This window comes from Providencia sp. PROV210 (assembly GCF_028479445.1).
Lineage (GTDB): Bacteria > Pseudomonadota > Gammaproteobacteria > Enterobacterales > Enterobacteriaceae > Providencia > Providencia rustigianii.
On the sequence record NZ_JAMPNQ010000016.1, the window covers coordinates 1 to 24,665 of the forward strand.

Annotated in this window: 22 protein-coding genes and 1 other RNA gene; 6 read left to right on the top strand and 17 right to left on the bottom strand. The window is 40.9% G+C overall.

Annotated elements, in window-relative coordinates; genetic code table 11:
* The 7 genes from PR761_RS12930 to xerD all read right to left on the bottom strand — a co-directional run.
* A partial coding sequence (locus PR761_RS12930) for a hypothetical protein (protein ID WP_272519363.1) occupies window positions 1-1,356 on the bottom strand: 1,356 nt, incomplete at its 3' end.
* Complete coding sequence (locus tag PR761_RS12935) at window positions 1,353-1,853, bottom strand: hypothetical protein (protein ID WP_006814948.1); 501 nt, start codon at window positions 1,851-1,853, stop codon at window positions 1,353-1,355. The genes PR761_RS12935 and PR761_RS12930, both read right to left, overlap by 4 nt.
* A gap of 564 nt (window positions 1,854-2,417) precedes the next feature.
* Window positions 2,418-3,935 carry a lysine--tRNA ligase gene (lysS, locus tag PR761_RS12940; RefSeq protein WP_154610652.1) on the bottom strand — a complete coding sequence of 506 codons (1,518 nt, stop codon included), beginning with the start codon at window positions 3,933-3,935 and terminating at the stop codon, window positions 2,418-2,420.
* Window positions 3,936-3,942: 7 nt separating this feature from the next.
* A protein-coding gene (gene prfB / locus PR761_RS12945) for a peptide chain release factor 2 (RefSeq protein WP_112837205.1) occupies window positions 3,943-5,044 on the bottom strand; the annotation gives its coding sequence in 2 pieces (ribosomal slippage) (window positions 3,943-4,965 and window positions 4,967-5,044; 1,101 coding nt in all).
* A 126-nt stretch (window positions 5,045-5,170) separates the two neighbouring features.
* Complete coding sequence (gene recJ, locus PR761_RS12950) at window positions 5,171-6,904, bottom strand: single-stranded-DNA-specific exonuclease RecJ (RefSeq protein ID WP_265524238.1); 1,734 nt, start codon at window positions 6,902-6,904, stop codon at window positions 5,171-5,173.
* Between the two features lie 9 nt (window positions 6,905-6,913).
* Window positions 6,914-7,615: a bifunctional protein-disulfide isomerase/oxidoreductase DsbC gene (dsbC, locus tag PR761_RS12955; protein ID WP_006814952.1), complete on the bottom strand. Its 702-nt coding sequence runs from the start codon at window positions 7,613-7,615 to the stop codon at window positions 6,914-6,916.
* Window positions 7,616-7,630: 15 nt separating this feature from the next.
* Window positions 7,631-8,533, bottom strand: coding sequence for a site-specific tyrosine recombinase XerD (gene xerD / locus PR761_RS12960; protein WP_006814953.1), 903 nt, complete (start codon window positions 8,531-8,533; stop codon window positions 7,631-7,633).
* Window positions 8,534-8,649: 116 nt separating this feature from the next.
* On the opposite strand from xerD, the gene fldB reads away from it, so the two are divergent.
* Window positions 8,650-9,168, top strand: coding sequence for a flavodoxin FldB (fldB, locus tag PR761_RS12965; RefSeq protein WP_006814954.1), 519 nt, complete (start codon window positions 8,650-8,652; stop codon window positions 9,166-9,168).
* Between the two features lie 26 nt (window positions 9,169-9,194).
* On the opposite strand, the gene PR761_RS12970 is transcribed toward fldB, so the two are convergent.
* Together PR761_RS12970 and sdhE are read right to left on the bottom strand one after the other, a co-directional pair.
* Window positions 9,195-9,605: a protein YgfX gene (locus tag PR761_RS12970; RefSeq protein WP_006814955.1), complete on the bottom strand. Its 411-nt coding sequence runs from the start codon at window positions 9,603-9,605 to the stop codon at window positions 9,195-9,197.
* A complete protein-coding gene (sdhE, locus tag PR761_RS12975) occupies window positions 9,586-9,852 on the bottom strand; it encodes an FAD assembly factor SdhE (protein ID WP_039855432.1) in 267 nt (88 codons plus the stop codon). The genes PR761_RS12970 and sdhE overlap by 20 nt, the downstream gene beginning before the upstream one ends.
* Before the next feature lie 346 nt (window positions 9,853-10,198).
* On the opposite strand from sdhE, the gene ygfZ reads away from it, so the two are divergent.
* Both ygfZ and PR761_RS12985 read left to right on the top strand, forming a co-directional pair.
* On the top strand, window positions 10,199-11,182 hold the full coding sequence (gene ygfZ, locus PR761_RS12980) for a tRNA-modifying protein YgfZ (RefSeq protein WP_112837207.1): 984 nt from the start codon (window positions 10,199-10,201) through the stop codon (window positions 11,180-11,182).
* An 11-nt stretch (window positions 11,183-11,193) separates the two neighbouring features.
* Window positions 11,194-11,814, top strand: coding sequence for an HD domain-containing protein (locus PR761_RS12985; RefSeq protein ID WP_006814958.1), 621 nt, complete (start codon window positions 11,194-11,196; stop codon window positions 11,812-11,814).
* A 66-nt stretch (window positions 11,815-11,880) separates the two neighbouring features.
* On the opposite strand, the gene gcvP is transcribed toward PR761_RS12985, so the two are convergent.
* From gcvP to PR761_RS13020, 7 genes are all read right to left on the bottom strand, one after another.
* The gene (gene gcvP, locus PR761_RS12990; protein ID WP_154610653.1) at window positions 11,881-14,757 is read right to left on the bottom strand and encodes an aminomethyl-transferring glycine dehydrogenase; all 2,877 of its coding nucleotides are present in this window, start codon (window positions 14,755-14,757) and stop codon (window positions 11,881-11,883) included.
* Between the two features lie 238 nt (window positions 14,758-14,995).
* Complete coding sequence (gene gcvH, locus PR761_RS12995; protein WP_006814960.1) at window positions 14,996-15,388, bottom strand: glycine cleavage system protein GcvH; 393 nt, start codon at window positions 15,386-15,388, stop codon at window positions 14,996-14,998.
* A gap of 59 nt (window positions 15,389-15,447) precedes the next feature.
* On the bottom strand, window positions 15,448-16,542 hold the full coding sequence (gene gcvT, locus PR761_RS13000; protein ID WP_006814961.1) for a glycine cleavage system aminomethyltransferase GcvT: 1,095 nt from the start codon (window positions 16,540-16,542) through the stop codon (window positions 15,448-15,450).
* Window positions 16,543-17,033: 491 nt separating this feature from the next.
* Window positions 17,034-18,263 (bottom strand): FAD-dependent 2-octaprenylphenol hydroxylase, encoded by a 1,230-nt coding sequence (ubiI, locus tag PR761_RS13005; protein ID WP_006814962.1) that lies wholly within the window; start codon window positions 18,261-18,263, stop codon window positions 17,034-17,036.
* 25 nt (window positions 18,264-18,288) lie between these two features.
* Window positions 18,289-19,467, bottom strand: a complete 1,179-nt coding sequence (ubiH, locus tag PR761_RS13010) for a 2-octaprenyl-6-methoxyphenyl hydroxylase (RefSeq protein WP_154610654.1) — start codon at window positions 19,465-19,467, stop codon at window positions 18,289-18,291.
* 41 nt (window positions 19,468-19,508) lie between these two features.
* Entirely contained in the window at window positions 19,509-20,825 is a 1,317-nt protein-coding gene (gene pepP, locus PR761_RS13015; RefSeq protein WP_154610655.1) for a Xaa-Pro aminopeptidase, read from the bottom strand.
* 169 nt (window positions 20,826-20,994) lie between these two features.
* Window positions 20,995-21,573, bottom strand: coding sequence for a YecA/YgfB family protein (locus PR761_RS13020; protein ID WP_006814965.1), 579 nt, complete (start codon window positions 21,571-21,573; stop codon window positions 20,995-20,997).
* Window positions 21,574-21,794: 221 nt separating this feature from the next.
* Here PR761_RS13020 and zapA point away from each other — a divergent pair, with 221 nt between their 5' ends.
* From zapA to PR761_RS13035, 3 genes are all read left to right on the top strand, one after another.
* Entirely contained in the window at window positions 21,795-22,124 is a 330-nt protein-coding gene (gene zapA / locus PR761_RS13025; protein ID WP_006814966.1) for a cell division protein ZapA, read from the top strand.
* Window positions 22,125-22,234: 110 nt separating this feature from the next.
* Window positions 22,235-22,416, top strand: a non-coding RNA gene (gene ssrS, locus PR761_RS13030) — 6S RNA.
* A gap of 120 nt (window positions 22,417-22,536) precedes the next feature.
* Window positions 22,537-23,133 (top strand): 5-formyltetrahydrofolate cyclo-ligase, encoded by a 597-nt coding sequence (locus PR761_RS13035; protein WP_006814967.1) that lies wholly within the window; start codon window positions 22,537-22,539, stop codon window positions 23,131-23,133.
* Window positions 23,134-23,185: 52 nt separating this feature from the next.
* Here PR761_RS13035 and serA read toward each other — a convergent pair whose 3' ends face one another.
* Window positions 23,186-24,436 carry a phosphoglycerate dehydrogenase gene (serA, locus tag PR761_RS13040; RefSeq protein WP_006814968.1) on the bottom strand — a complete coding sequence of 417 codons (1,251 nt, stop codon included), beginning with the start codon at window positions 24,434-24,436 and terminating at the stop codon, window positions 23,186-23,188.
* Window positions 24,437-24,665 lie beyond the last annotated feature (229 nt).

Genomic DNA, 24,665 nt, shown 5'->3' on the forward strand with positions numbered 1-24,665 from the left:
TACACTATTTTTTTGTTGTATTTGTTCTGTGAGCTGCTGGTTTTTTTGTTCAAGCGATTTCACTACATCTTGTTGCTGTTTTAACGCCAATTGAACATCATTTTTTTGAGTTTGTGCTAACTTGAAATCTTCTTCTTTCTGCTTTAACAATTCTTCTTGTTTTAGCAGGTTTACATTAAGTAACTTCAATTGCTCATCAGTCTTACCCGAAAGCTGTAGTTGCTGTTGAGCGTCAGACTGTAATTTAGTAATTTCTGTCGTTAGCTGTTCAATTCGCTGATTAGCATCAATGACGTACTTATCTTTTTCTATTAATTGCTGTTTTGCATTAGCAAACTCGGCCACACCATCGCTCAGCTGTTTTTCGAGCTGTTGAATAGTTTCCTTTGACTGTTTGTTCTCTACGCTAAGTTCCGTTAGATTATTTTGCTTTTCGGCAATTTCTTTTCTAACTTTAACTAATTCTTTATTTAACTCATCGACAATTAGTTTGTTATCAACTGATTTAACTACACCCTGCAATTGTTCAATTTGCTGTCTATTTGCAACAAGCTCTTCATTTAATTTATCAATTGCAAACTGCTTTTCGGTAATAATGTAATTTAATTCTGCAACACTCTTATTATGATGTATCAGTTGAGAAACTAGCTGCCCATCCGTTAACAAATTATTGTACGAGATTAATTCACCAATACCTTGGGCAATACCAAACCTATAAAGATTCTTTAATTGCTGCTGCTCAATTAGACTCGCCAATTGCGCAAGATAAGCAGAATTATCTATCCCTGCTTTTTTAGTAAATTTCGTGGAATATAAACCAAGTGGATCAAGAACAACTTGGTATTTAGCAAAATCTTTTGCCAAATATTTAGGATTCCATTGGTTATTTTGGAATATGCTAGGATAGGATGAGAGTATTATTGGTTGATAAGATTGAGTGTTTGTCGCTAATGGATAAACTTCAGAGACAGTACTTATTTCTGTCTCTGAAGGCTTAATTTGTTCTTCGCTTTTTATCTTTAGAGATTCAGATACCACCACTGTGTTCAATGGACGTTTATCGTTCTTTTTCTCTTTAATTTTTTGCTGTTTAACCGTTGAGGTTTGGCGCTTTTCTTTCTCCTTAGCTACAGGAACAGGGGAAAGCGTAGCCAAAACATCATAACCTTGAGCCTGTGTACTAATATTCAGTGGCACTTCTGCTGGTAGTGACTTTGTTTTTTTTCCTTCATTTTCTGATTGAAGGTAAGAATCGAAATCATCAATGACATTATTAAAACGTTCCGCATGGGAAACTTGAGAATAAAATGTCGAAAACAGTGCCAGAGAGACACACAGCCTTAGGTTAAGTCTCATAATCCATTAATTTTCTGCAAAGTAGATTCAGTTGATAGTACAGCGCTATAACGCACTTTTGCGCAAAGTACTTTTGTTTTAGATTCTATCGCCATCTGTAATAGCTCAATAGTATCTGGGCTAGCGGTTGCTTCAATTTGCTTATACAGTTGGTTAATATCACTCACTTCTTTGAATGAACCCACTAAGCGATTGTAATCTTCAGGGGATAATGCTTTTAGTGAACTTAATTCTCTAATACACACATTCAGATTTTCTGATCCTTGCTTCCCTAAACCATTAGGAGAACGCTCCAATGCATTATTTAAAATGTTTTGGGATTCAGGATAAGAATTATCGGATTTTTCTTGCGCTACAGGCTCAGTTTTCACTGCCGCTTGCTTACTTTCACTATTCATTGATGCAGTATTCGTTGAGCTTTGGTTAGCCGTGCAGCCTGCAAGAAATGCTGTACTTACCAAAAGTAAAGATGCAACATTAAATTTATTTAAAAACATATAGTTACCTTAACAGTACTTTTCTTCGCTATTATTATGATGTCCCAGAAACCTAGTGTAAGCTAAAAATCAGCTATTTTCTATAAGTCACAATAGAGAAATAGAGTCGCCGCATAAATTTAGTGTTTTGTTATTTTGCATCAAAATAATTTAATCGCCAGAATTTAGTTATTCCAACACACTAATACCAACAATTACCCTAAATAAGAGATAATTCACCAGAATTTTCTAAATTTATTACGCATTAATTAAGTAAATCTTCTCGAGTGTACTACCAATCTAGAATAACAACAGACCAATAACATACTCTCACTAAAAACTTTCATTTTTTATTTTAGTTTGTTATCTGATCATTAAATATCTGTTTATTTGGAGGAGCTACAAGACTAATAAAATAACATCGTATTAAACTAAAATGAGATACCCATCCGCTTTTATTCGATTTTTATAAGTGCTCGTATTTATGAGCAAGCTATTTCAGTGCAACTATTTTTATAAATAAAAATACTTAGTTATAAAAATAATTCGACACTCAGTAATATACTGAGTGTCGATAGAAAACTGTTATGCTTTGCTAGGACGTAATGCAGGGAATAAAATCACATCACGAATAGTATGGCTATTAGTAAACAGCATAACCATACGGTCAATACCAATACCTAAGCCTGCTGTTGGTGGTAGGCCATGTTCTAAAGCGGTAACATAGTCTTCATCATAGAACATTGCTTCATCGTCACCTTCATCTTTTTGACGAACTTGCTCAGCGAAACGTTCAGCTTGGTCTTCAGCATCGTTTAACTCAGAGAAGCCATTACCAATTTCACGTCCACCAATAAAGAACTCAAAACGGTCTGTGATGAATGGATTATCATCGTTACGACGTGCAAGCGGAGAAACTTCAGCTGGGTATTCAGTGATAAACGTTGGTTGAATTAAGTGGCTTTCCGCTACCTCTTCAAAAATTTCGCACTGAATACGACCCAGTCCCCAGCTCTTTTCAATCTTAATACCAATAGACTGAGCAATTGCTACCGCTTTATCCATATCATCTAAGTCTGCTACATTCGTTTCAGGACGATACTTACAGATAGCTTCTTTCATAGTTAATTTGGCAAATGGTTTACCAAAATCGAACTCTTGTTCGCCATACTTAACAACCGTATTGCCTAACACTTCCTGAGTCAAAGTACGGAATAAATCTTCAGTCAGTTTAATTAAGTCACGATAATCCGCATACGCCATATACAGTTCCATCATAGTAAATTCTGGATTATGGCGTGGAGATAGACCTTCATTGCGGAAGTTACGGTTAATTTCGAATACACGTTCAAAGCCACCCACAACTAATCTTTTCAGATACAGCTCAGGAGCAATACGCAGATACATATCGATATCTAACGCATTATGATGTGTCACGAATGGACGCGCAGATGCACCACCAGGGATAACTTGCATCATTGGTGTTTCAACTTCCATAAACCCTTGGCTTACCATGAAGTTGCGCACTTCTGCTAAGATCTTAGAACGGATGATAAATGTGTTACGAGATTCATCATTCGCGATCAAATCTAAGTAACGTTGACGATAACGCGTTTCTTGATCGGACAACCCGTGGAATTTGTCTGGTAATGGGCGTAGAGCCTTGGTCAGCAAACGAACTTCATGACAGTGAACCGTCAATTCGCCAGTTTTAGTTTTAAACAAACGACCTTTAGCCCCTAAAATGTCACCTAAATCCCATTTTTTGAACTGCTCGTTATACACACCTTCTGGCAGATCATCACGAGAAACATAAATCTGAATACGTCCGCCAACATCTTGTAATGTTGCAAATGAGGCTTTCCCCATAATACGGCGAGTCATCATTCGACCAGCGATGGTAACGTCGATATTTAAGTCTTCCAGCTCTTCTGCTGTTTTTTCACCAAATTCAGCATGCAGCTTGTCAGAAATATTTTCACGACGAAAATCATTAGGGAATGCGATACCCTTTTCACGTAATACAGCAAGTTTTTCTTTACGGACTTTTAGTTCGTTATTCAAATCGGGAGCTTGTTCCACACCCTGTTGTTCCTGAGACATTTTTTCCTCACAGGCCAGCTTTTAAACTAGCTTCAATGAATTTATCCAAATCACCATCCAGTACGGCTTGCGTATTACGCGTTTCCACACCAGTACGTAAATCTTTGATTCTTGCATCATCAAGGACGTAAGAACGGATTTGACTTCCCCAGCCAATGTCCGATTTATTCTCTTCCATCGCTTGCTTATCTGCATTTTTTTTCTGTATTTCCAGTTCATAAAGCTTTGCTTTTAACTGGCGCATGGCTTGATCTTTGTTTTTATGTTGCGAACGGTCGTTTTGACACTGAGTCACAATATTTGTCGGTATATGGGTAATACGTACCGCTGACTCAGTTTTGTTAACGTGCTGACCACCAGCACCAGAGGCGCGGTATACATCGATACGTAAATCAGCAGGGTTAATCTCGATATCAATATCATCATCAACTTCAGGATAAATAAACGCTGAACTAAAGGAGGTATGACGACGACCGCCTGAGTCAAATGGACTTTTACGGACTAAACGGTGAACTCCCGTTTCTGTTCTTAACCATCCGTAAGCATAGTCACCGATAATTTTTATTGTGGCTGATTTTAAGCCTGCAACATCACCATCTGACTCTTCAATAATTTCTGTTTTGAAGCCTTTTGACTCAGCCCAACGTAGGTACATACGCATTAGCATACTTGCCCAATCTTGCGCTTCAGTACCACCAGAACCAGCTTGTAAGTCAATATAACAGTTAGCACTATCGTACTCACCAGAGAACATTCGACGGAATTCAAGTTGCTCTAACTTACCTTGTAGCTGCTCTAATTCAGCTTCCGTTTCATTGAAAGTTTCTTCGTCATCAGCTTCTATCGCTAACTCTAGTAACCCTTCAACATCCTCAATACCTTGCTCTAATTGGTCAATCGTATCCACGATGGCCTCAAGTGAGGAGCGTTCTTTGCCTAGTGCCTGAGCGCGTTCTGGTTCATTCCAGACATCCGGCTGCTCAAGTTCTGCGTTAACTTCTTCTAAGCGTTCTTTCTTGGCATCATAGTCAAAGATACCCCCTCAGAACCATTGTCCGTTCAGACAGGTCCTGAATCTTATTTTTTACTGGGTTTATTTCAAACGTCATTTTCGCTATCTTATAGTTGATCAATAAAGATAAATATTTTCTTTCACGAACCGTTTAGTATAACGGAATTCCTATCAGTTTTATAGGGCGTTGCTACCCTATTTCTGCATGAAATCTGCTGTCATTTTATTCCGGCCAAATATGTTCAATCATTAGCTGGACATTTTTTTGACCTCTAAATTCATTCACATCCAGCTTAAAGGCAATTTTTGCTTTTTTAACACTATTATCTGGCCAGCGGCGAACATCAATATTAAACATTATTCCATCTAACATAGGCCCGCCATTGACGGGTTCTAACATTAATTTTAAATGTTTTTCGCCTACTATTTTTTGCTGTAATAGTTGGAAATGCCCATCAAATATAGGCTCTGGGAACGCTTGTCCCCATGGTCCGCTTTCTCGTAGTAGCTCTGCTGTTTCCAATGAAAATTGGTTGCGCAGCAATTCGCCGTCACTCCAAATAACACCAGATAGTTGCTCTGGCTGAATGAGTTCACCCATTAAACTTTCAAAATGGTATTTGAACGTTTCGAATTTACGCTCTTCCAAACTTAGCCCCGCAGCCATGGCATGTCCCCCAAACTTTTGCATTAACCCTGGCTGTAAAGTATTTAACCGCTCGAGGGCATCACGCATGTGAATACCTTGTACTGAGCGTCCAGAGCCTTTTAGTATGCCATCGCCAGCGGGCGCAAAAGCGATAACAGGCCGGTGAAATTGCTCTTTTATGCGGGAAGCTAATATTCCAACAACACCTTGGTGCCATTCAGGATGATATAGCGCTAAGCCATTCGGTAGTTGGCTATCGCTATAATTAATTTTGTTAAATAATACTAACGCTTCTTGCTGCATACCCGCTTCTATATCGCGGCGAGTTTGGTTTAAGCCATCGAGTTCATTCGCCAATTCACGGGCATATGCCATATCATCAGTCAGCAACAGCTCAATGCTAACAGACATATCATCAAGCCGCCCTGCGGCATTGAGCCGGGGCCCTAGTGCAAAACCAAAGTCATTTGCCACCAATCGTGAAGAATCTCGTTTTGAAACTTCAATCAGTGCTTTAATTCCCGCACAGCAACGCCCCGCTCTTACACGGTTTAATCCTTGGTGAACTAAAATCCGATTATTCATATCAAGAGGAACAACATCGGCAACAGTCCCCAAAGCAACTAAATCGAGATATTCTGCTAAATTAGGTTCACTTATTCCTTGTTGTTCAAACCATTTTACTTGACGAAGATGTGCTCTAAGCGCTGACATCAAATAAAAAGTAACACCCACTCCAGCCAGCGATTTAGAGGGGAATTGGCATTCATGCAAATTGGGATTAATAATCGCATCCGCATTCGGTAAGGTTTCACCCGGCAGATGGTGATCCGTAATAATCACTTTCATACCATATTGATGGGCAGTTTCTACTCCTTCATGGGATGAAATACCGTTATCCACCGTGATGATCAGATCGGTTCCCTGTTTATAAGCTTCGTCTACAACCAGAGGCGTCAACCCATACCCATTTTCAAAACGATTTGGCACAATATAGTTTAAATTCGCATATCCCATTGCCTTTAAAGCACGCATCGCCAGTGCTGTGCTCGTAGCTCCATCCGCATCAAAATCCCCAACAATGGTGATTTTTTGATGTTCGGTTAATGCGCGATAGAGTATGTCTAGCGAATTATCAATCCCAGATAGAGATTGATAATTCAAAAGATGAGAGGCTTTACGCTCCAATTGAGTTCTATCCGTGATCCCTCTGGAAGCATAAATACGTTGTAATAGTTCGGGGATATCAGACAAGGCCCCAGTATTACCCGTTAATTCTCTTTGACGTAAAAAAGTTTCTACATTCACAATAATTGGCTATTTCTGTTCGAGTAATTGAAGTAAATCATCAGGTTTTACAAAACCGGGAAGCACCTGCCCATTTGATAGCACGATAGCTGGAGTCCCTGTCACTTTAAACAATTGTCCCAATTTTAAATGGTTCCCTAAATCAATTTTACAGCTATCAATAATAGCGACTTCATCCCCTTTAAATGCTTTACTCAGCGCATCTTGAGGTAAACCATTACACCAAATTGATGCCATTTGTTTTGCTGTATCACTTTTTAAACCTTGGCGAGGGAACGCAAGGTAACGAACGGTAACCCCCTTGCTATTTAGTTCACCCACTGTTTCATGCAGTTTTTTACAATAACCACAGCTGATATCTGTAAATACAGTAACCACATATTTCTCATTTGGCGCTTTGAATATAATCATTTCATTTTTTAGCGCTTCCATTTTCTTCAAAAGTGGTTGGTTGCTAATATTCAGTGGTACTTTACCGCTCATATCATAGATAGGACCTTGCAGCAGGTATTTACCATCGTCAGTGATATAAATAACCCCGGTATCTGTTTCTACGGTATTTAAGCCAACAATGGGTGATGGCTTGATTGACTCAACCTGCATATCATATTTTGCCAACGTTTCTTTAATCAATTTTTCTTCCGTTGCGCCATATACAGACACCGTGAAAGAGGCAATACAAGCCGCCAATAAGAGTAATTTACGTTTCATATCTGTCCTTTAACATCAACCCCTAGGATGATGTTGCTCATGTAAAGTACGTAGCCGCTCAGTAGCGACATGCGTGTAAATTTGGGTTGTTGAAAGGTCACTATGACCTAATAACATCTGAACTACGCGTAAGTCCGCGCCATGATTCAATAAATGAGTAGCAAATGCGTGTCTTAGTACGTGAGGAGATAACGATTCTCCATCAATATTGGCTAAAACGGCATAATATTTTATACGATGCCAAAATGTTTGCCGGGTCATTTTTGTACCACGTTTACTGGGAAATAGAACATCACTGGCCTTGCCATTTAATAGATCGGGGCGACCATATTCTAGATATTTTTCGACCCAATAGATCGCCTCTTCCCCTAACGGAATCAAACGTTCTTTATCTCCTTTACCCACCACTCGAATAACACCCTGACGTAAGCTGATATCCGAAAATGTCAGTCCGATCAATTCAGAAACGCGTAAACCACAAGCATATAATACTTCAAGCATCGCTTTATCTCGCAGCTCAAGAGAATCTTCTGTTGCTGGCGCATTCAATAAATCTTCTACCTGTTTTTCACTCAAATCTTTCGGTAAACGCTGAGGGATTTTCGGTGCGGCGATGACAGCTGATGGGTCATCAAGCCGAATTTTTTCACGATAAAGGTATTGAAATAGCCTACGCATTGCACTTAATAAACGTGCAGAGCTAGCCGCTTTATAGCCGCTATCAATTCGTTCAGCTAAAAAGGATTGTAAATCAATTGATTGAACATTTTCCAGATGCAACTGTTGCGCATCTAACCAACGATCTAAAGATTGCAGGTCATTACGGTAAGATGCTAACGTATTTTCAGCAAGATCTTGCTCCAGCCAAATTGTATCAAGAAACTGTTCGATTAACGGATTTAGTTGTTTAGTTTCCACTCCAGATCCTACCCCTCATTTCTATTATCACAACAATCTATTATGCCTGATTGTAGCCCCATCTGTTACAATACTTTCCTCGTGATGAAAACCATAGCTGGATATAGTAATAATATATGAAAATAGGTCTTTTTTACGGTTCAAGTACCTGCTATACCGAAATGGTTGCAGAAAAAATCCGTGACATTCTTGGTGATGATTTTGTCACCCTCCATAACGTTAACGATACCCCCCCCGAATTAATGGAACAATATGATGTTTTAATTTTGGGAATACCTACGTGGGATTTCGGTGAGATTCAAGAAGATTGGCTCGCTATTTGGGAAGCGCTTCCCAAACTGAATCTTTCAAACAAAATTGTTGCTATGTATGGCATGGGCGATCAAGTTGACTATAGCGAATGGTTTTTAGATGCTTTAGGCATGCTTTACTATCAGCTCAAACCGACAGGAGCACAATTTATTGGTTTTTGGCCCACTGATGGTTATGAGTTTGAAAGCCCTAAACCATTAACTGAAGATGGCAAAATGTTTGTCGGTTTAGCACTAGATGATGTAAACCAATTTGAGCAAACCGATGAAAGAGTTGCTATTTGGTGCGAGCAGATTCTCCAAGAAATAGAAGCTGCCCTTTAATAATTTAAAACTGAATCACTGCAATATTAAATATCAGGATATTGCAGTAATAATTGGTTCAGGTTACGCCAATTTTCTTCTGAAAGCGCATCTTTCGCAATCCATAAACGCAATTTTCGAGGTTTACCCTGTAGTGCATTCAACGTCAGTAAAATACCAAACCGGCTACACCATGGCGTTTTTACAATTTCCCACTCATTTTTCTTCCATTGAAATTTATTACCATTGACCAGTACAGCGACACCTTTCACTTTACTGATATTTTTTTGACTTTTAGCCCAACTGGCTACAAGTACAACTAATAATGGCAACCAAATCATTGAATTACCAGGCTGCCATGGTGCAACAAGCAATAGAATGCCTGTTACCCCATGAAAACAGGTCGAAAAAAGCTGAGTTTTCCATGAGATGGCGAGATTAGATTTCCACAGGACCACGATTTTTATTTTTTTCCTGAATCAGCTTAATCATATTAAACAACTTTTCGTCATCCGGACGCCCATGATTCATTAACCAATTAAATAAGTCTGGATCTGGACATTCAAGCAGACGCACAAAAGTATATTTATCTTCATCGGTCAGTTGGTCATATTCATATTCAAAAAACGGCATGATAGATATATCTAACTCACGCATGCCACGCCTACAAGCCCAATGAATCCGTGCTTTATTTTTTATATCGATTTGACTATGTCCATTATCCATTTCACTACGACCTTTTGATGCAGTTAACTGATAAGATTGATTATTTTACATACTCTATCAGATTATCAGTCAATAAAACATGTCATACTCTACATAGTTAGCATTTTAGGTTGTAAAATACCGTTTTTCTACAAACTATTTGTGCCCTAATGTTGAATAATAACAGAGTGAGTTTCTTGCGTTTACTTAGATTGCTAGACTCTCACCTAAAGACAGGCAGCTACTGATTGAAGTATAAAGAAAAATTCACAATAACTGCTTGCATTGTTATCTAGCTATTCTACCATTAAGCACCATTATCAGATAAAGAACAACAGGTGAAATCATGACGACCGTAGTAGATAATACACAACAGTTTCCTCTTGCTTCTCAGTTCCTACCACTTGTTTTGATTTCACTGGAAAACTGGGAACTTATTCATCTTCACGGTGCCGACGCCGAGAAATATCTACAAGGGCAAGTCACCGCAGATATCAGCACACTCAGCCATGCTCATACCCTAACAGCCCACTGTGACCCAAAGGGAAAAATGTGGAGTGACCTACGTTTATTCCATCATTTAAATGGCTATTCGTATATAGAAAGACGCAGTGTCAGTGACATCCAGCTGGCTGAGCTAAAAAAATACGCTGTTTTTTCAAAAGTTACCTTTGAAAAAAAACCAGAACTTAAATTGCTAGGTGTAGCAGGGCAAGGAGCAAGACAGGCTTTAGAAGCCGTATTTAATTCCTTACCCGATGACCAAAACCAAGTAGTTGTTGATGGTGAAACGACCATCCTGCACTTTGCTTCACCAGCCGAACGCTTCCTACTCATTACCGATGATGCTACTGCGCTAAAAATTGCAGATACTTTAAAAGCTGTTCAGGTCGCCGATTCTCAATGGTTAGCATTAGAAATTGCAGCTGGTTTTGCCGTTATTGATCAAGAAAATAGCGGGCAACACCTTCCTCAAGCAGCTAACTTACAAGCACTTCCACACGGTATTAGCTTTCAAAAAGGTTGCTATACCGGCCAAGAAATGGTGGCTCGAGCTAAATTCCGCGGTGCCAATAAGCGAGCTATGTATTGGCTAACAGGAACAGGTTCAACACTTCCTGTTATAGGTGAAGGCGTTGAATGGCAGCTAGGTGAAAACTGGCGTCGTACAGGTACCGTACTTGCGGCAGTGCGTTTAGGTAATGGTGAGCTCAGTATCCAAATTATTATGAATAATGATATGGAAGCAGATAGCGTTTTCCGTATTCTTGGTGATGAGCAAAGTAAACTCACCATTGCCCCACTCCCGTATTCATTAGAAGAAAAATAATTGAGGTTTTTATGTCATCAGCATCAGGTACTAAGCCACTAGAGGTTTTGAATTTTGGGGCTTTTACCGAAGTCATCCAATTTTTAATGGAACTCGATAAACTGAAAAGTATTTATCGTAAAAATAAACTATTAAACCGTGAGCGTCATGAAAATACGGCGGAACATAGCTGGCAATTTGCTGTTGCCGCGATGACTTTTGCACCCTATGTGCCCGGTGTTAATGTAGAGCGAGCCATTAAACTTGCGCTGATCCATGACATTGTCGAGATTGATGCTGGCGATGTACTGGTATTCGATAATGCTGCCCGTGAAGCCATTCACGATGAAGAGGTCAAAGCTGCAAATCGTATTTTCAACCTACTGCCAAGCCCACAAAACGCTGAATTTTTAGCTCTTTGGAATGAGTATGATGCAGTTGAAACATTGGAATCTAAGTATGCTAATGCCATCGATAGAGCGATGCCAATGCTATTGAATTTACACAATCAGGGACAAAGCTGGGTTGAAAACCATATTCGCCTTGAACAAGTATTCAGTAAATGCGATTACATCCAGCAAATTCTTCCTGAATTTTGGCTACAGTTAAAATCTCAGTTGGAACAAGCCCATCAGAAAGGATGGCTGTTGTAATTTTTACTTCAAAAAAAACGCCAGATATCAGTCTGGCGTTTTCATATTAAAAGATAAGAATATTAATTACATATAATCTTCAATCGGTACACAAGAACAATGTAAGTGGCGGTCGCCATAGACATCATCAAGACGCTTCACTGCTGGCCAGTATTTATTAACCTTAGTTGCATGAGATGGGAACACAGCTAGCTCACGGCTATAAGAATGGCTCCACTCTTCCGCCAGCTCAGTTTGTACATGAGGTGCATTTACCAACGGGTTATCTTCTAGTGGCCATTGACCTTGGACGACCAGATCAATTTCATCGCGGATCGCTAGCATCGCATCGATAAAACGATCAATTTCAACGATGCTTTCTGATTCTGTTGGCTCAATCATCAACGTACCGGCTACTGGGAATGACATAGTTGGCGCATGGAAACCATAGTCAATTAAACGCTTCGCAATATCTAATTCACTAATTCCCGTGTCTTTCTTAATCGGGCGTAAGTCAACGATGCATTCATGTGCTACATAACCCTCTTGCCCGGTATACAGAATGTCGTAGCGGCTGGATAAGCGCTTCGCAATATAATTCGCGTTTAAAATGGCAACTTGGCTAGCTTTTCTTAATCCATGAGAGCCCATCATGCGGATGTACATCCAGCTAATTGGCAGAATCGATGCACTACCAAATGGTGCAGCAGAAACGGCACCTTGCTCCGTTAACATTTCTTGAGTGACTACAGAGTGACCCGGAACAAACGGTGCTAAATGTTTTTTCACACCGATAGGTCCCATACCTGGCCCACCACCACCATGAGGAATACAAAATGTTTTGTGTAAGTTAAGGTGGGATACATCCGCACCAATAAAGCCCGGAGTGGTGAGTCCCACCTGCGCGTTCATGTTCGCACCATCTAAATAAACCTGCCCACCATATTGATGAATGATCTCACAAACTTCACGAATGCTCTCTTCATAAACCCCGTGAGTGGAAGGATATGTCACCATCACGCAAGATAGTACAACGCTGTGTTCTTGTGCTTTTTCTCGTAAATCAACAAGGTCAATATTACCTTCATCATCACAGCGTACAACCACCACTTCCATTCCAGCCATATGAGCAGAAGCTGGGTTAGTTCCGTGAGCTGAGGCTGGGATCAAGCAAATATTACGATCACCTTCATTACGGCTTTCATGGTAACGACGAATCGCTAAAAGTCCCGCATACTCTCCTTGTGCCCCAGAGTTTGGTTGCATACAAACCGCGTCATAGCCTGTCAATTGCACCAACCAATGAGAAAGCTGCTCAATCATTTGATGATAACCCTGAGCTTGCTCTGGTGGACAGAATGGATGAAGCTCGCCAAATTCAGGCCATGTAATCGGGATCATCTCCGCGGAGGCATTCAACTTCATGGTACAAGAACCCAGTGGGATCATCGCTTGATTCAACGCTAAATCTTTACGCTCAAGGCTATGCATGTAGCGCATCATTTCCGTTTCGCTATGATAACGATGGAAGTTTGGATGAGATAAAATAACATCGTCGCGTAACATGGCCGCAGGAATAGAACTGGTACCTTCAGAAACTTGCTTGTCTAATTTTTCGAAATCAAGTTTTTGCTCATTGCCTGTAATTACCCAAAATAGTTGGTTCAAATCTTGTCGGGTGGTTACTTCACTGAAAGTCACACCAACCGCACCATGGATATCAGTGCGCAGGTTTAGATTGGCTTTCTCTGCACGAGTTAATACTGCGGCTTTATCTGCGACTTCGATTGTTAGCGTATCGAACCACGTTTTGTGGCGCAGAGAAACACCCGCTTCAATTAATGCTTTAGCAAAAATAGAACTGAAACGATGAATACGCCCAGCAATAATTTTTAATCCTTCAGGACCATGGTAAACCGCATACATTGCAGCAATATTGGCAAGTAAAACTTGCGAGGTACAAATGTTAGAGTTCGCTTTTTCACGACGGATATGTTGTTCACGGGTTTGCATCGCCATACGCAGTGCTGTATGCCCCGCAGCATCACGGGAAACCCCGATGATCCGTCCCGGCATTGCCCGTTTGAACTCATCCTTGCAGGCAAAGAATGCGGCATGAGGCCCACCGTAGCCCATAGGTACACCAAAACGTTGTGCAGAACCGAAAACAATATCGGCTCCTTGTTTTGCTGGCGCAGTCAGCAGTACCAATGCCATCATATCCGCAGCAACACAGCTGACAATCTGCTTCTCTTTTAGCTTCGAAAATAATGCACTATAGTCGTGGATATTTCCTGTTGTGCCAACCTGCTGTAGCAATGCACCGAACACCCCTTCATGTTCCAGCACTTTATCTGCGCTATCGACAATAATTTCAAAACCAAATGTACCAGCACGGGTACGAACCACATCTAAGGTTTGAGGGTGTACATCATCCGCAACGAAAAATCGCTCAGCATTTTTCAATTTACTAATACGTTTTGCCATCGCCATTGCTTCGGCAGCGGCAGTCGCTTCATCAAGCAACGATGCAGAGGCTAAATCTAAGCCTGTTAGATCAATTGTAAGTTGCTGGAAATTCAGGAGGGACTCGAGACGACCTTGGGAAACTTCTGGTTGGTATGGTGTATATGCAGTGTACCAACCCGGGTTTTCTAATAAGTTTCGGAGGATTACCGGAGGAAGTATCACAGGAGCGTAACCCATTCCAATATAACTTTTATAGCGCTTGTTCAATGAGGCTATGCCCTTTAATTCAGCAAGCGCTTCTTGTTCTGTCGCTCCACCACCAACTCGTGGTGGCTCGGGCAATAAGATGGCTTTAGGGACAATTTTATCCATTAAGTTATCGAGGGAGGTCGCGCCAACAGTGCCTAACATGGTTTTTATTTGTTGTTCTGAAGACCCAATGTGACGCGATATAAATTCTGAACGGTTCTCTAATTGACTCAGTGACATCGACATATCTGTGTTCCCATCCTGTTTGCTATGCATAGCGTAGGTTATAAGACTCTAGCGATGATAAAACCTATTAATAAACTGCGAGATTGGTGGATTAATCGAAACTAATCCTCAGTCTTGTCTCTATAATTTGCAGGGTAGCTAGACAACAATCAGCTAATCCCTAGGGGCTAAAATCACACTGCGGCTAGGGCTAGCTGACGTAATCGGTATTGCTACTGTGTAAAATTAATAGAAATTTTTATTCTTCAGCAGCAATCATTGAAAGGTAACCTTGAGCATCTATCAAATCTGCCAGTTGCGCATCATCCGTCATCTTAATACGGAAAATCCAACCTTCTTGATATGGAGATTCATTCACCAGCTCAGGAGAATCACTTAATGCATTGTTTACAGCAACAATTTCACCACTGATTGGCGCATAGATATCTGAAGCCGCTTTGACCGATTCAACAACAGCGCAATCGTCCCCAGCATTCACCACATCACCCACAGTCGGCAGATCAACAAATACCATGTCACCTAATGTTTCTTGGGCATGTTCTGTAATACCCACGGTATATTCACCATTACCTTCATCACGCAGCCACTCATGTTCACGGGTATATCTTAATTCTTTAGGAGCATTACTCATCTTTTGCCTCTCTTGTCATTCTGAGAATTTGTTTTTAAGAATATCGTTGTATTGTAAAACTAAACTAAAGGTTTACCTTCGCGAACGAAGCCCGGTTTAACTACTTCAACCGGCATTTCCCGATGGCGAATCTCAACAATTGCACTACTTTGAATATCGTTTGGCACACGTGCTAACGCGATACTAAAACCTAAGGTCGGCGAAAATGTTCCGCTGGTAATAACACCTTGCTGTAACTTGCCTAATTCGTCAGTAAAACGAATGACTTGTTCTGCACGCAAAATACCTTTTTCACGCATCACAATACCGACTAATTTTTCGGTTCCTTGCTCCCGCAGTTTTTCCAGCGCTTCACGACCAATAAACTGTCTATCTTGAGGTTCCCAAGCAATCGTCCAGCCCATGTTGGCAGCTAATGGCGAAATACTCTCATCCATATCCTGCCCATAAAGATTCATTCCTGCCTCAAGACGCAGCGTATCACGAGCACCTAATCCGGCTGGATGAACGCCTGCGTTTAACAGCTTACGCCAAAATTCTACCACCTGTTCCTTTGGCATCGCTATTTCATAGCCTTTCTCACCGGTATACCCCGTAGTTGCCACAAACAGGTCACCCGTTTGTACACCATAAAATGGCTTCATATCTTGAATCGCAGCACACTGTGCATCGGTCAGTAGAGAATGGACTTTTTGTTGGGCATGTGGACCTTGAACGGCTAATAATGCCAAATCATCACGAACGGTGATTTCAACAGCATAACCTTTTGCGTGCTCTTCAATCCATTCTAAGTCTTTTTCACGAGTCGCTGAATTGACCACTAAACGGTAGAAATCATCATCGAGATAGTAAACAATCAAGTCATCAATTACGCCACCGGACGCATTCAGCATTCCTGTATAAAGTGCTCTGCCTTTAATGGTTAACTTTGCAATATCATTTGCGAGGAGATAGCGGAGGAAATCACGGCAGCCTTCGCCATGTAAATCAACAATTGTCATATGAGAGACATCAAACATCCCTGCATCGGTTCGGACAATATTATGTTCGTTGATTTGCGAACCATAGTGCAATGGCATCATCCAGCCATGGAAATCCACCATCTTTGCGCCACAGGCTATATGCTCATCATATAGCGTCGTTTGCTTTACCATGAATACCCTCTTTACATTATTTGTTTGATAGGGTGATTGCGTTGTGAATTAAGCGGCAACATCAAATATCTGATAACTATTCCACAAGACGCAAACCAGTCGATTTGATTCAAAACCAGTGACACTCAAAATAGAATGCTATAAAAAAAAATAGGGTGACTTCCCTTCTGTATTACTGATTGCGCCACCAATTATCCAGCTATTTTTGTTAAATAATTGAGAACGATCACTCAATCCACATATATTCAGCCAATAACTGGTTACATTGTCATCAATAAATTTTTCATATTAAAAAAATCTTCAGGAATATACAGAGCTCCGAATTAGAAAAAGTAATCCGAAAAATGCGTATAATTAGTTTTTTTCAAGTGGAATAATCAGTGAAAAATAGATATGAAGATGAGATATCATCAAATAATGATGACAATTGAAATAAAAAAAACCTGAAAGTTAATATGTGCTTTCAGGTTTTAATCGTTGATGAGAAAAATCTATAGTAGGTTATCAGCCGGTAATTTTTGCAACCATTTCGGCATATCAGATAACCCCATGGCATGGTTCAATAACTGCGGTTTTATACCCGGTAGGCTATCCGCCAGAACCAACCCAATATCTCGCAATAACTTCTTAGCGGGGTTATTGCCCTCGAATAACTCACGGAAACCTTGCATACCTGCCAACATCAATGCTGCGCTATGTTTTCGGCTACGTTCATAATCACGTAAATAGAAATATTGGCCAAAATCCTTCCCTTCACGATGCAATCGCTTAATTTCACCAATCAACATTGCCACATCCATAAAGCCTAGGTTTACCCCTTGTCCAGCAAGAGGATGGATGGTATGAGCCGCATCACCAAGTAATGCCAAGCGCTGGGCTGCAAATTGGCGGGCATAGCGCCCGGTTAATGGGATTGTTAGGCGCTCACTCTCTAATTGACACATTCCCAAATTAGCATCAAAAGCTACGGTCAATTCTTTTTCAAAATCGAGCTTCTCTAAATCTTGGCGACGCGCTGCGGCTAAATTAGGTTGAGACCAAACAATTGAGCATAAATGAGGGTCAGCTAGTGGTAAAAACGCGAGTATGCCTTCCCCATTAAATGCCTGACGAGCCACACCTTCATGTGGACGTTCAGTTCTTATTGTTGCGACTAATGCAGTATGTTCATAATCCCAAAAAGTTAATGGAATATCCGCATGGCTACGCAACCAAGAATTTGCTCCATCCGCACCAACAATTAAACGCGCAGTGAGCATATTGTCATCCTCTAGAGTGATAAATACATCATTCTCTCCCCAGACGACTTTTTTAATAGTTGATGGCGCTAATAATGTGACATCCCGAAGCTGGGATGCTTTATGCCATAAGGCATCACGTACAATATTGTTTTCAACGATGTGCCCTAAATGCGATACATTCTGCTGCTGAGCTGAAAATGAAATACGTCCAAAACTATGGTTATCCCACACTTCCATCCCAGAATAAGGTGCAGCTCTCATCCCTTGAATAGTGGGCCAAACCCCTAAATGGGTTAATAATTTCTCACTGGCAGCATTGATTGCCGATACCCGCAATGAATAAGGGTCTGAGTCTGAAAATCTATGTTTAGGTGGATGGTTTTCTATGATAGCAATACGCAAGCCACTGCCTTCTAAACCGCAAGCTAGAGCAAGTCCAACCATGCCGCCACCAGCGATAACCACATCAAACGATTGCATATTTTTATTCCTCTTTGTTTCGTGGTTATTTGTGTGCAACCCAGCCAAGTGTCTGACGGGCTAAAAGATCACGTACTGGCGGTAACATTTCCATCGCCATCAAGCCAAGATTACGCCCTACCGTCAACGGTAAGCAGCGATTGGCGAATAGACGAACCAAACCATCCGTCATCGTGACTGTTTTGTCGCGATCTTGAGCACGAATTTGTTGGTACTGACTTAATAGTGAATAACAACCAATATCCTGTTGATTTTCATGCGCCTTAACCACCAGCTCTGCAAGTTCTACCACATCGCGGATCCCAAGGTTAAAACCTTGTCCAGCGATAGGGTGCAGTGTTTGTGCCGCATTACCGACTAACACCACTCGATGACTCACGGGATTCAGGGCTTTTCTGAGAATAAGAGGATAACAGTTTCGTTTGCCGGCTTGGGTTATTTCACCTAATCGCCAACCAAACGCTTGTTGTAGCTTATGAATAAAGGTTTTATCGTCCCAAGCATTAATGACATCCGCATGTTCTTGATGATGGCACCATACCAACGAGCTACGACCTTCAGACATTGGTAGTAATGCTAAGGGACCAAATTCAGTGAAGCGCTCAAATGCGCGCCCTTGAGGATCGATCGCAGTTTTAACGTTTGCAATAATAGCGACTTGACCATAATCCTCTTGTTGCCATTGCATCTTACAAGCTTGCCCAATCGCAGAACGACTCCCATCCGCAGCAACCAGCAGCTCACCAGTAAGTTTATTTCCATTATCTAAGGTGACAGTGACACTCTCGAGTGAGCGTTCAACCTGTTCAACTTTAGCAGGGCAATGTACGGTCACGCCTGGCGCTTTACGTAATAAAGAAAATAATCGAGTTCCAGCCTCATGCAGTTCAATCACATTACCTAATTCAGCAATGTGATAGTCTTTCGCTTGAATATTAACAAACCCCGCATGGCCTCTATCCGAAACATGAACGTGATTAATTGGCGTAACGCAGTCAGCGAAAGCAGGCCAAATACCTATTGACGATAGATATTGGCATGTCCCATGAGCGAGAGCAATCGCCCTCGCATCAAACCCTGGATGCATTCCTTCCGGTAATGAGGCTTCAATCAATGATACCGATACCTTGCCTTGGCTTAGCGACGAAATCGCCAGAGCTAACGTCGCTCCCGCCATTCCACCACCAACAATAATCACATTCATAGGTTGTTTATTACCTTCTATTGTTACTCTTACTGCTTCATTTAAGCATTTTTCGCTTGAGCCATTAGGGCTTCAATTTCATCAGGATCTTTAACCACTAAGTCTGTCAGATTTTCATTGCCATTTTCAGTGATCAAAATATCATCTTCGATCCGTACCCCAATCCCTCGATATTGAGGAGGTACATCAGCATCAGGTGCAATATATAATCCAGGTTCAACCGTTAATACCATGCCCGGCTCAAGGATACGGTCTCTTTCAACACCATAAAAACCGACATCATGGACATCTAAACCTAGCCAATGGCTTAAACCATGCATAAAAAATGGCTGATAAGCTTTGTTTTCGATCAACTGATCGACGTCGCCCTGTAAAATACCAAGTTCTACTAAACCTTCGGTTTTAATACGGATGATTTGACGTGTTACCTCATGGATGCTAGTTCCCGGACGGTATAGTTCCAACGCCTTATTTAAGGCGGCCAGAACAATGTCATAAATTTCGCGCTGCTCTTGGCTAAACTTACCGTTGACAGGGAAAGTCCGCGTGATATCGCCGGCATAACCTTCTAGTTCAGCTCCGGCATCAATTAGCACCAACTCTCCATCTCTCATCTCACTCTCATTTTCGGTATAGTGTAAAATACAGGCGTTTTCCCCACTTCCCACAATGGTGTTATAAGATGGGAAGCGCGCACCATGACGAGTAAATTCATACTCAATTTCACCACAAAGCTGATATTCGTACATACCTGGATGGCAAGTTTTCATCGCACGGATATGAGCCAAAGCAGATATTTCACCGGCTTTGCGCATCAATTTTACTTCTTCATCTGACTTAAATAGGCGCATTTCGTGCACTATTGGACGCCAATCAATCAAAGTTTGTGGTGCTTTTAGATTACGGCGACTACCTCGTCGCAAAGTCTCTAATGCGGAAAAAACCAATTTATCAGCATAAGCAAACTCTCCTTGTGCATGGTAGACCACGTCTAAACCATTCAATAGCTGGTATAGCTGATCGCCAACCTCATCAAAAGGCAGCGCTTTATCAATACCCAGTTTTTCAGGAGCTGCTTCTTGCCCTAAACGTCGACCAAACCAAATTTCTGCGGTTAAATCACGGACACGGTTAAAAAGAACAGTATGGCTATGTTTTTCATCACTCTTAATCAACACCAAAACTGCTTCTGGCTCACTAAATCCAGTCAAATACAGGAAGTCACTGTGCTGACGATAGGGATATTCACAATCTGCATTGCGCTGAGCTTCTGGTGCTGAAAAAATTATGGCTGCACTTGCGGGCGCCATTTTTGCCAATAATGCATTACGACGAGAAATAAATTCCTGCTTATTCATACCGTTATTGCCTTATTATCTGAGTGATTAGATTGGTTGCCAACTTGATGTTAAACAAAATAATCAAATAGCAATCGCGTCAAATTGGATGAATCAAAGCCTTGACCATATTGCTCTCTATTAAATAAGAGAACGCTACGGTCAAAAACAATGATGCGATATTTATGGATTAGTGGAGAATAGGTTTCTTGTTCTCAACTACTGTTGGCACTTTATTTGGCTCGACCAGAGCAATGTAACAGAGCTGAACTGCAACTCTAACGTATTCAACAACCTCTTCTAATGCTTGCTCTAGCTCTTCTTGGTCTTCTTCTTCATCATAACCCAGCATGCCAATATTGCGTAAATCAGTGATAACCTCCGCAATTTCTTTTTGCTCCATGAGTTTTGAGTGAGACACTCCAATACCTAACAGAAAGTGATTAACCCAACCTGCAAGAGCGTCTGCATGATCAAACACGGAAGCGTCTTCATGAGGGAATAGCATATTAAAAGCAAATTCACTGTCATCAAGTGCTTCAAATGTAGAATCAAACAGCTCTCGTAGTGGCTGAGCTACAGTTTGAGGAAACGCTAAACCATCATTAGCCAGGTCATGAACTAGCGTTTGCCAGCCATTTTCACGGCTTCCACCACAAATTAATCCCGTAATTAGACCGTGGATTTCTGCGGCAGTGAGTGCGATTGAGTGCTGTTGGAGTAGTTTGTCCAACGAGTCATAATTTGGTAAAGATTTTTGTATAGACATCTGAATTCGTCATGTTAGCTTGTGATTCGTGATATGCTACCACCAAGGATAGCCGCTAGACCAGCCTGCTTTTTTTGTCTGAGTTATTATTAGTTTATTTTTATTCTACACTAATAATATAACGCCACTGCCTATCTCAGTATAAGCTATGCGCAAATTAACAACATTTACGCCAAATTGCCCGTATTTTATTGGCGAAATTGATTTAGTATGGAGGAATCATGTCAGCACAACCCGTTGATATTCAGATTTTTGGGCGCTCTATGCGAGTAAATTGCCCAATTGAGCAAAAAGAAGCACTGCTAGAGTCAGCTAAAGAGTTAGAAAATCGTTTACAAAATCTGAAAGATAGAAGCGGTGTAACGAATACTGAGCAGCTGATTTTTATTGTGGCATTGAATGTCTGTCACGAATTAGCACAAGAAAAGACAAAAACTCGCGATTATGCTTATAATATGGAAGAGAAGATAAAAGTCTTGCAACAGACAATTGAGCAAGCGTTGCATGATCAGGTGAAGATCACTGAGAGGCGAGTATTGCCCCTAGAGTAAATACGCTTATTAATCAATCACTAGTGAAAAAAGAAAACAAAAAATTAGGTTGCATTTCTAATCTAATTTTGTAGAATGAAATCACTGGGTAACGCAAGTACTCAAAACAAATTTCTCTGAGATGCTCGTCAGTGGGTCAGTCCCCTGAGCCGATATTTCATACCAAACAGAATGTGGTTATTGCGCTGGTGAGCATGCCTGATTCGTCAGGAAGCCTAAAGGTTGCGAAATCGCGTTCACCTTGAACCAAGGGTTCAAGGGTTACAGCCTACAACGGCATCTTGGAGACCTCCCTTTTTTATTCTTTGTATTTCTCTGTGTTATCGAATAAAACACCTGCCAACCTATTCATTATCGTCAGTTACGATATACTGATTTTCAGACTTTTTGCCTTTCATCAAAGGGACTGATTATGACTGATACTCTCCAATCTCAGCGCCAACAAATTCGTAAATCAATTCGTGAAGCTAGGCGTAAACTTAGCGCCGAAATACAAAGTGATGCAGCACAGAAAATTATCCAACATATCTTGAACCATCCTAAAATTTCTCAAGCCAACACTATCGCTCTGTTCCTTTCATTTGATGGGGAAATTGATACTCGCCCATTAATTCACACGCTATGGCAAAATGGAAAACAAGTTTATCTTCCTGTCATTCACCCTTTCAGTCCTCACCATTTATTGTTTTTACGCTACACCCCAGAAACAGTGTTAGTTAAAAATAAGTTCAATATTGAAGAGCCACCGCTAAATGTGCTGGATGTTCTCCCCATTGAAAAATTAGATATTATGATGGTGCCGCTAGTGGCTTTTGATACCCAAGGTCAGCGTTTAGGAATGGGGGGCGGGTTTTATGATAGGACGCTAGCCAACTGGCAGAAAACGGGATTTTTCCCTATAGGACTCGCTCACGATTGCCAGCAAGTTGATAATCTACCAACCGCTCATTGGGATATTCCATTACCGGAAATTATTACCCCAAAAAAAATATGGCACTGGTCGATTTAAGGCTAAACCTTAACATGACCAGCACCATATAGACTGAATTAATTAAATTAGATTAAAACAGTAAACGCGCACGAATTGTGCCTGGTAGAGATTTTAATTTCAGCAAGACTTCATCCGCTTGCCCTGGAGATTGAGTCATAACATCAATCACAACATAACCGACATTACCTGACGTACGCAGATATTGTCCAACGACGTTAATATTGTTATCAGTAAACACTTGGTTGATGCTATTCATCATTCCTGGACGGTTTTCATGAATATGCAGTAAACGGTTATTATCATCCGTATGTACTGGCAGAGAAACCTCTGGGAAGTTAACCGCAGATAATGTTGAGCCGTTATCTGAATACTTCGCTAGTTTGCTTGCAACTTCTAAACCAATATTCTCTTGCGCTTCTTCAGTTGAGCCACCAATATGCGGCGTCAGAATGACGTTATCGAATTTAATCAGTTCAGAAATAAATGGGTCATTTGGATCATTATTAGCCGCAGGCTCCGTTGGGAATACATCTACAGCCGCACCAGAAAGTTTCTTACTTTCTAATGCTGCACTCAATGCAGAAATATCTACAACCGTACCACGAGAAGCATTAATGAATATTGCCCCTTGCTTGATTTGATCAAATTGCTCTTTAGCGATCATGTTCTTGGTACTGAACGTTTCAGGTACATGCAAACTAACCACATCACTCATTTTCAGCAATTCAGGTAAAGAACGAACCTGAGTCGCATTACCTAGTGGTAATTTGTTTTCAATATCATAGAAGTAAACATCCATCCCGATACCTTCAGCTAAAATACCTAACTGAGTACCGATATGCCCGTAACCAACTATTCCTAAACGTTTACCACGAGCTTCAAAACAACCTTTGGCTTGTTTTTCCCAGATACCACGGTGAGCCTGCATATTCGCTTCAGGAATTCTGCGTAACAACAGTAATAATTGACCGAGCACCATTTCCGCCACGGAACGGGTATTGGAGAATGGCGCATTAAAAACAGGAATACCGCGTTTTGCCGCAGCCTCTAGGTCAACTTGGTTGGTTCCGATACAGAAGCAACCCACTGCAACCAGTTTTTCAGCGCAAGCAAAAATCTCTTCCGTCAAATGAGTACGAGAACGGATACCAACAAAACGAGCGTCTTTAATTGCTTCTTTTAATTCTTCGTCTGATAACGCGCTTTTGTGATATTCGATATTGGTGTAACCCGCCGCTTTTAGGTTATCCACAGCACTTTGGTGAACACCTTCAAGCAGTAAAAATTTTATTTTGTCTTTCTGCAAAGATACCTTGACCATTTACCTTACCCTATCGCACTTAAATTTATGACAGATTAATTTCAGTATTAACTCAAAATAATTCAAGATGCACGTAAATGATTAAGTAGAGGCACCTTACGGGACTCCTCACATGCAGCTTGAAATAAAGTGAGAATACCAACATAGCAAAATCCAGCACAGTAGCAATACAATCGATTGCTTTAGTCATGCTAAAAAGTGTAAAGAAAAAGAAGTTATGTGGTGGAAA

What these genes read in the sequence shown, in the direction of transcription:
- fldB (WP_006814954.1), top strand. Translation starts at nt 8,650, where the DNA reads ATGAAAATAGGTCTTTTTTACGGTTCAAGTACCTGCTATACCGAAATG.
- PR761_RS13020 (WP_006814965.1), bottom strand. Translation starts at nt 21,573, where the DNA reads ATGTCTATACAAAAATCTTTACCAAATTATGACTCGTTGGACAAACTA.
- pepP (WP_154610655.1), bottom strand. Translation starts at nt 20,825, where the DNA reads ATGAATAAGCAGGAATTTATTTCTCGTCGTAATGCATTATTGGCAAAA.
- PR761_RS12985 (WP_006814958.1), top strand. Translation starts at nt 11,194, where the DNA reads ATGTCATCAGCATCAGGTACTAAGCCACTAGAGGTTTTGAATTTTGGG.
- ubiI (WP_006814962.1), bottom strand. Translation starts at nt 18,263, where the DNA reads ATGCAATCGTTTGATGTGGTTATCGCTGGTGGCGGCATGGTTGGACTT.
- serA (WP_006814968.1), bottom strand. Translation starts at nt 24,436, where the DNA reads ATGGTCAAGGTATCTTTGCAGAAAGACAAAATAAAATTTTTACTGCTT.
- dsbC (WP_006814952.1), bottom strand. Translation starts at nt 7,615, where the DNA reads ATGAAACGTAAATTACTCTTATTGGCGGCTTGTATTGCCTCTTTCACG.
- gcvT (WP_006814961.1), bottom strand. Translation starts at nt 16,542, where the DNA reads ATGGTAAAGCAAACGACGCTATATGATGAGCATATAGCCTGTGGCGCA.
- PR761_RS12935 (WP_006814948.1), bottom strand. Translation starts at nt 1,853, where the DNA reads ATGTTTTTAAATAAATTTAATGTTGCATCTTTACTTTTGGTAAGTACA.
- ygfZ (WP_112837207.1), top strand. Translation starts at nt 10,199, where the DNA reads ATGACGACCGTAGTAGATAATACACAACAGTTTCCTCTTGCTTCTCAG.
- ubiH (WP_154610654.1), bottom strand. Translation starts at nt 19,467, where the DNA reads ATGAATGTGATTATTGTTGGTGGTGGAATGGCGGGAGCGACGTTAGCT.
- gcvH (WP_006814960.1), bottom strand. Translation starts at nt 15,388, where the DNA reads ATGAGTAATGCTCCTAAAGAATTAAGATATACCCGTGAACATGAGTGG.
- gcvP (WP_154610653.1), bottom strand. Translation starts at nt 14,757, where the DNA reads ATGTCGATGTCACTGAGTCAATTAGAGAACCGTTCAGAATTTATATCG.
- lysS (WP_154610652.1), bottom strand. Translation starts at nt 3,935, where the DNA reads ATGTCTCAGGAACAACAGGGTGTGGAACAAGCTCCCGATTTGAATAAC.
- zapA (WP_006814966.1), top strand. Translation starts at nt 21,795, where the DNA reads ATGTCAGCACAACCCGTTGATATTCAGATTTTTGGGCGCTCTATGCGA.
- PR761_RS13035 (WP_006814967.1), top strand. Translation starts at nt 22,537, where the DNA reads ATGACTGATACTCTCCAATCTCAGCGCCAACAAATTCGTAAATCAATT.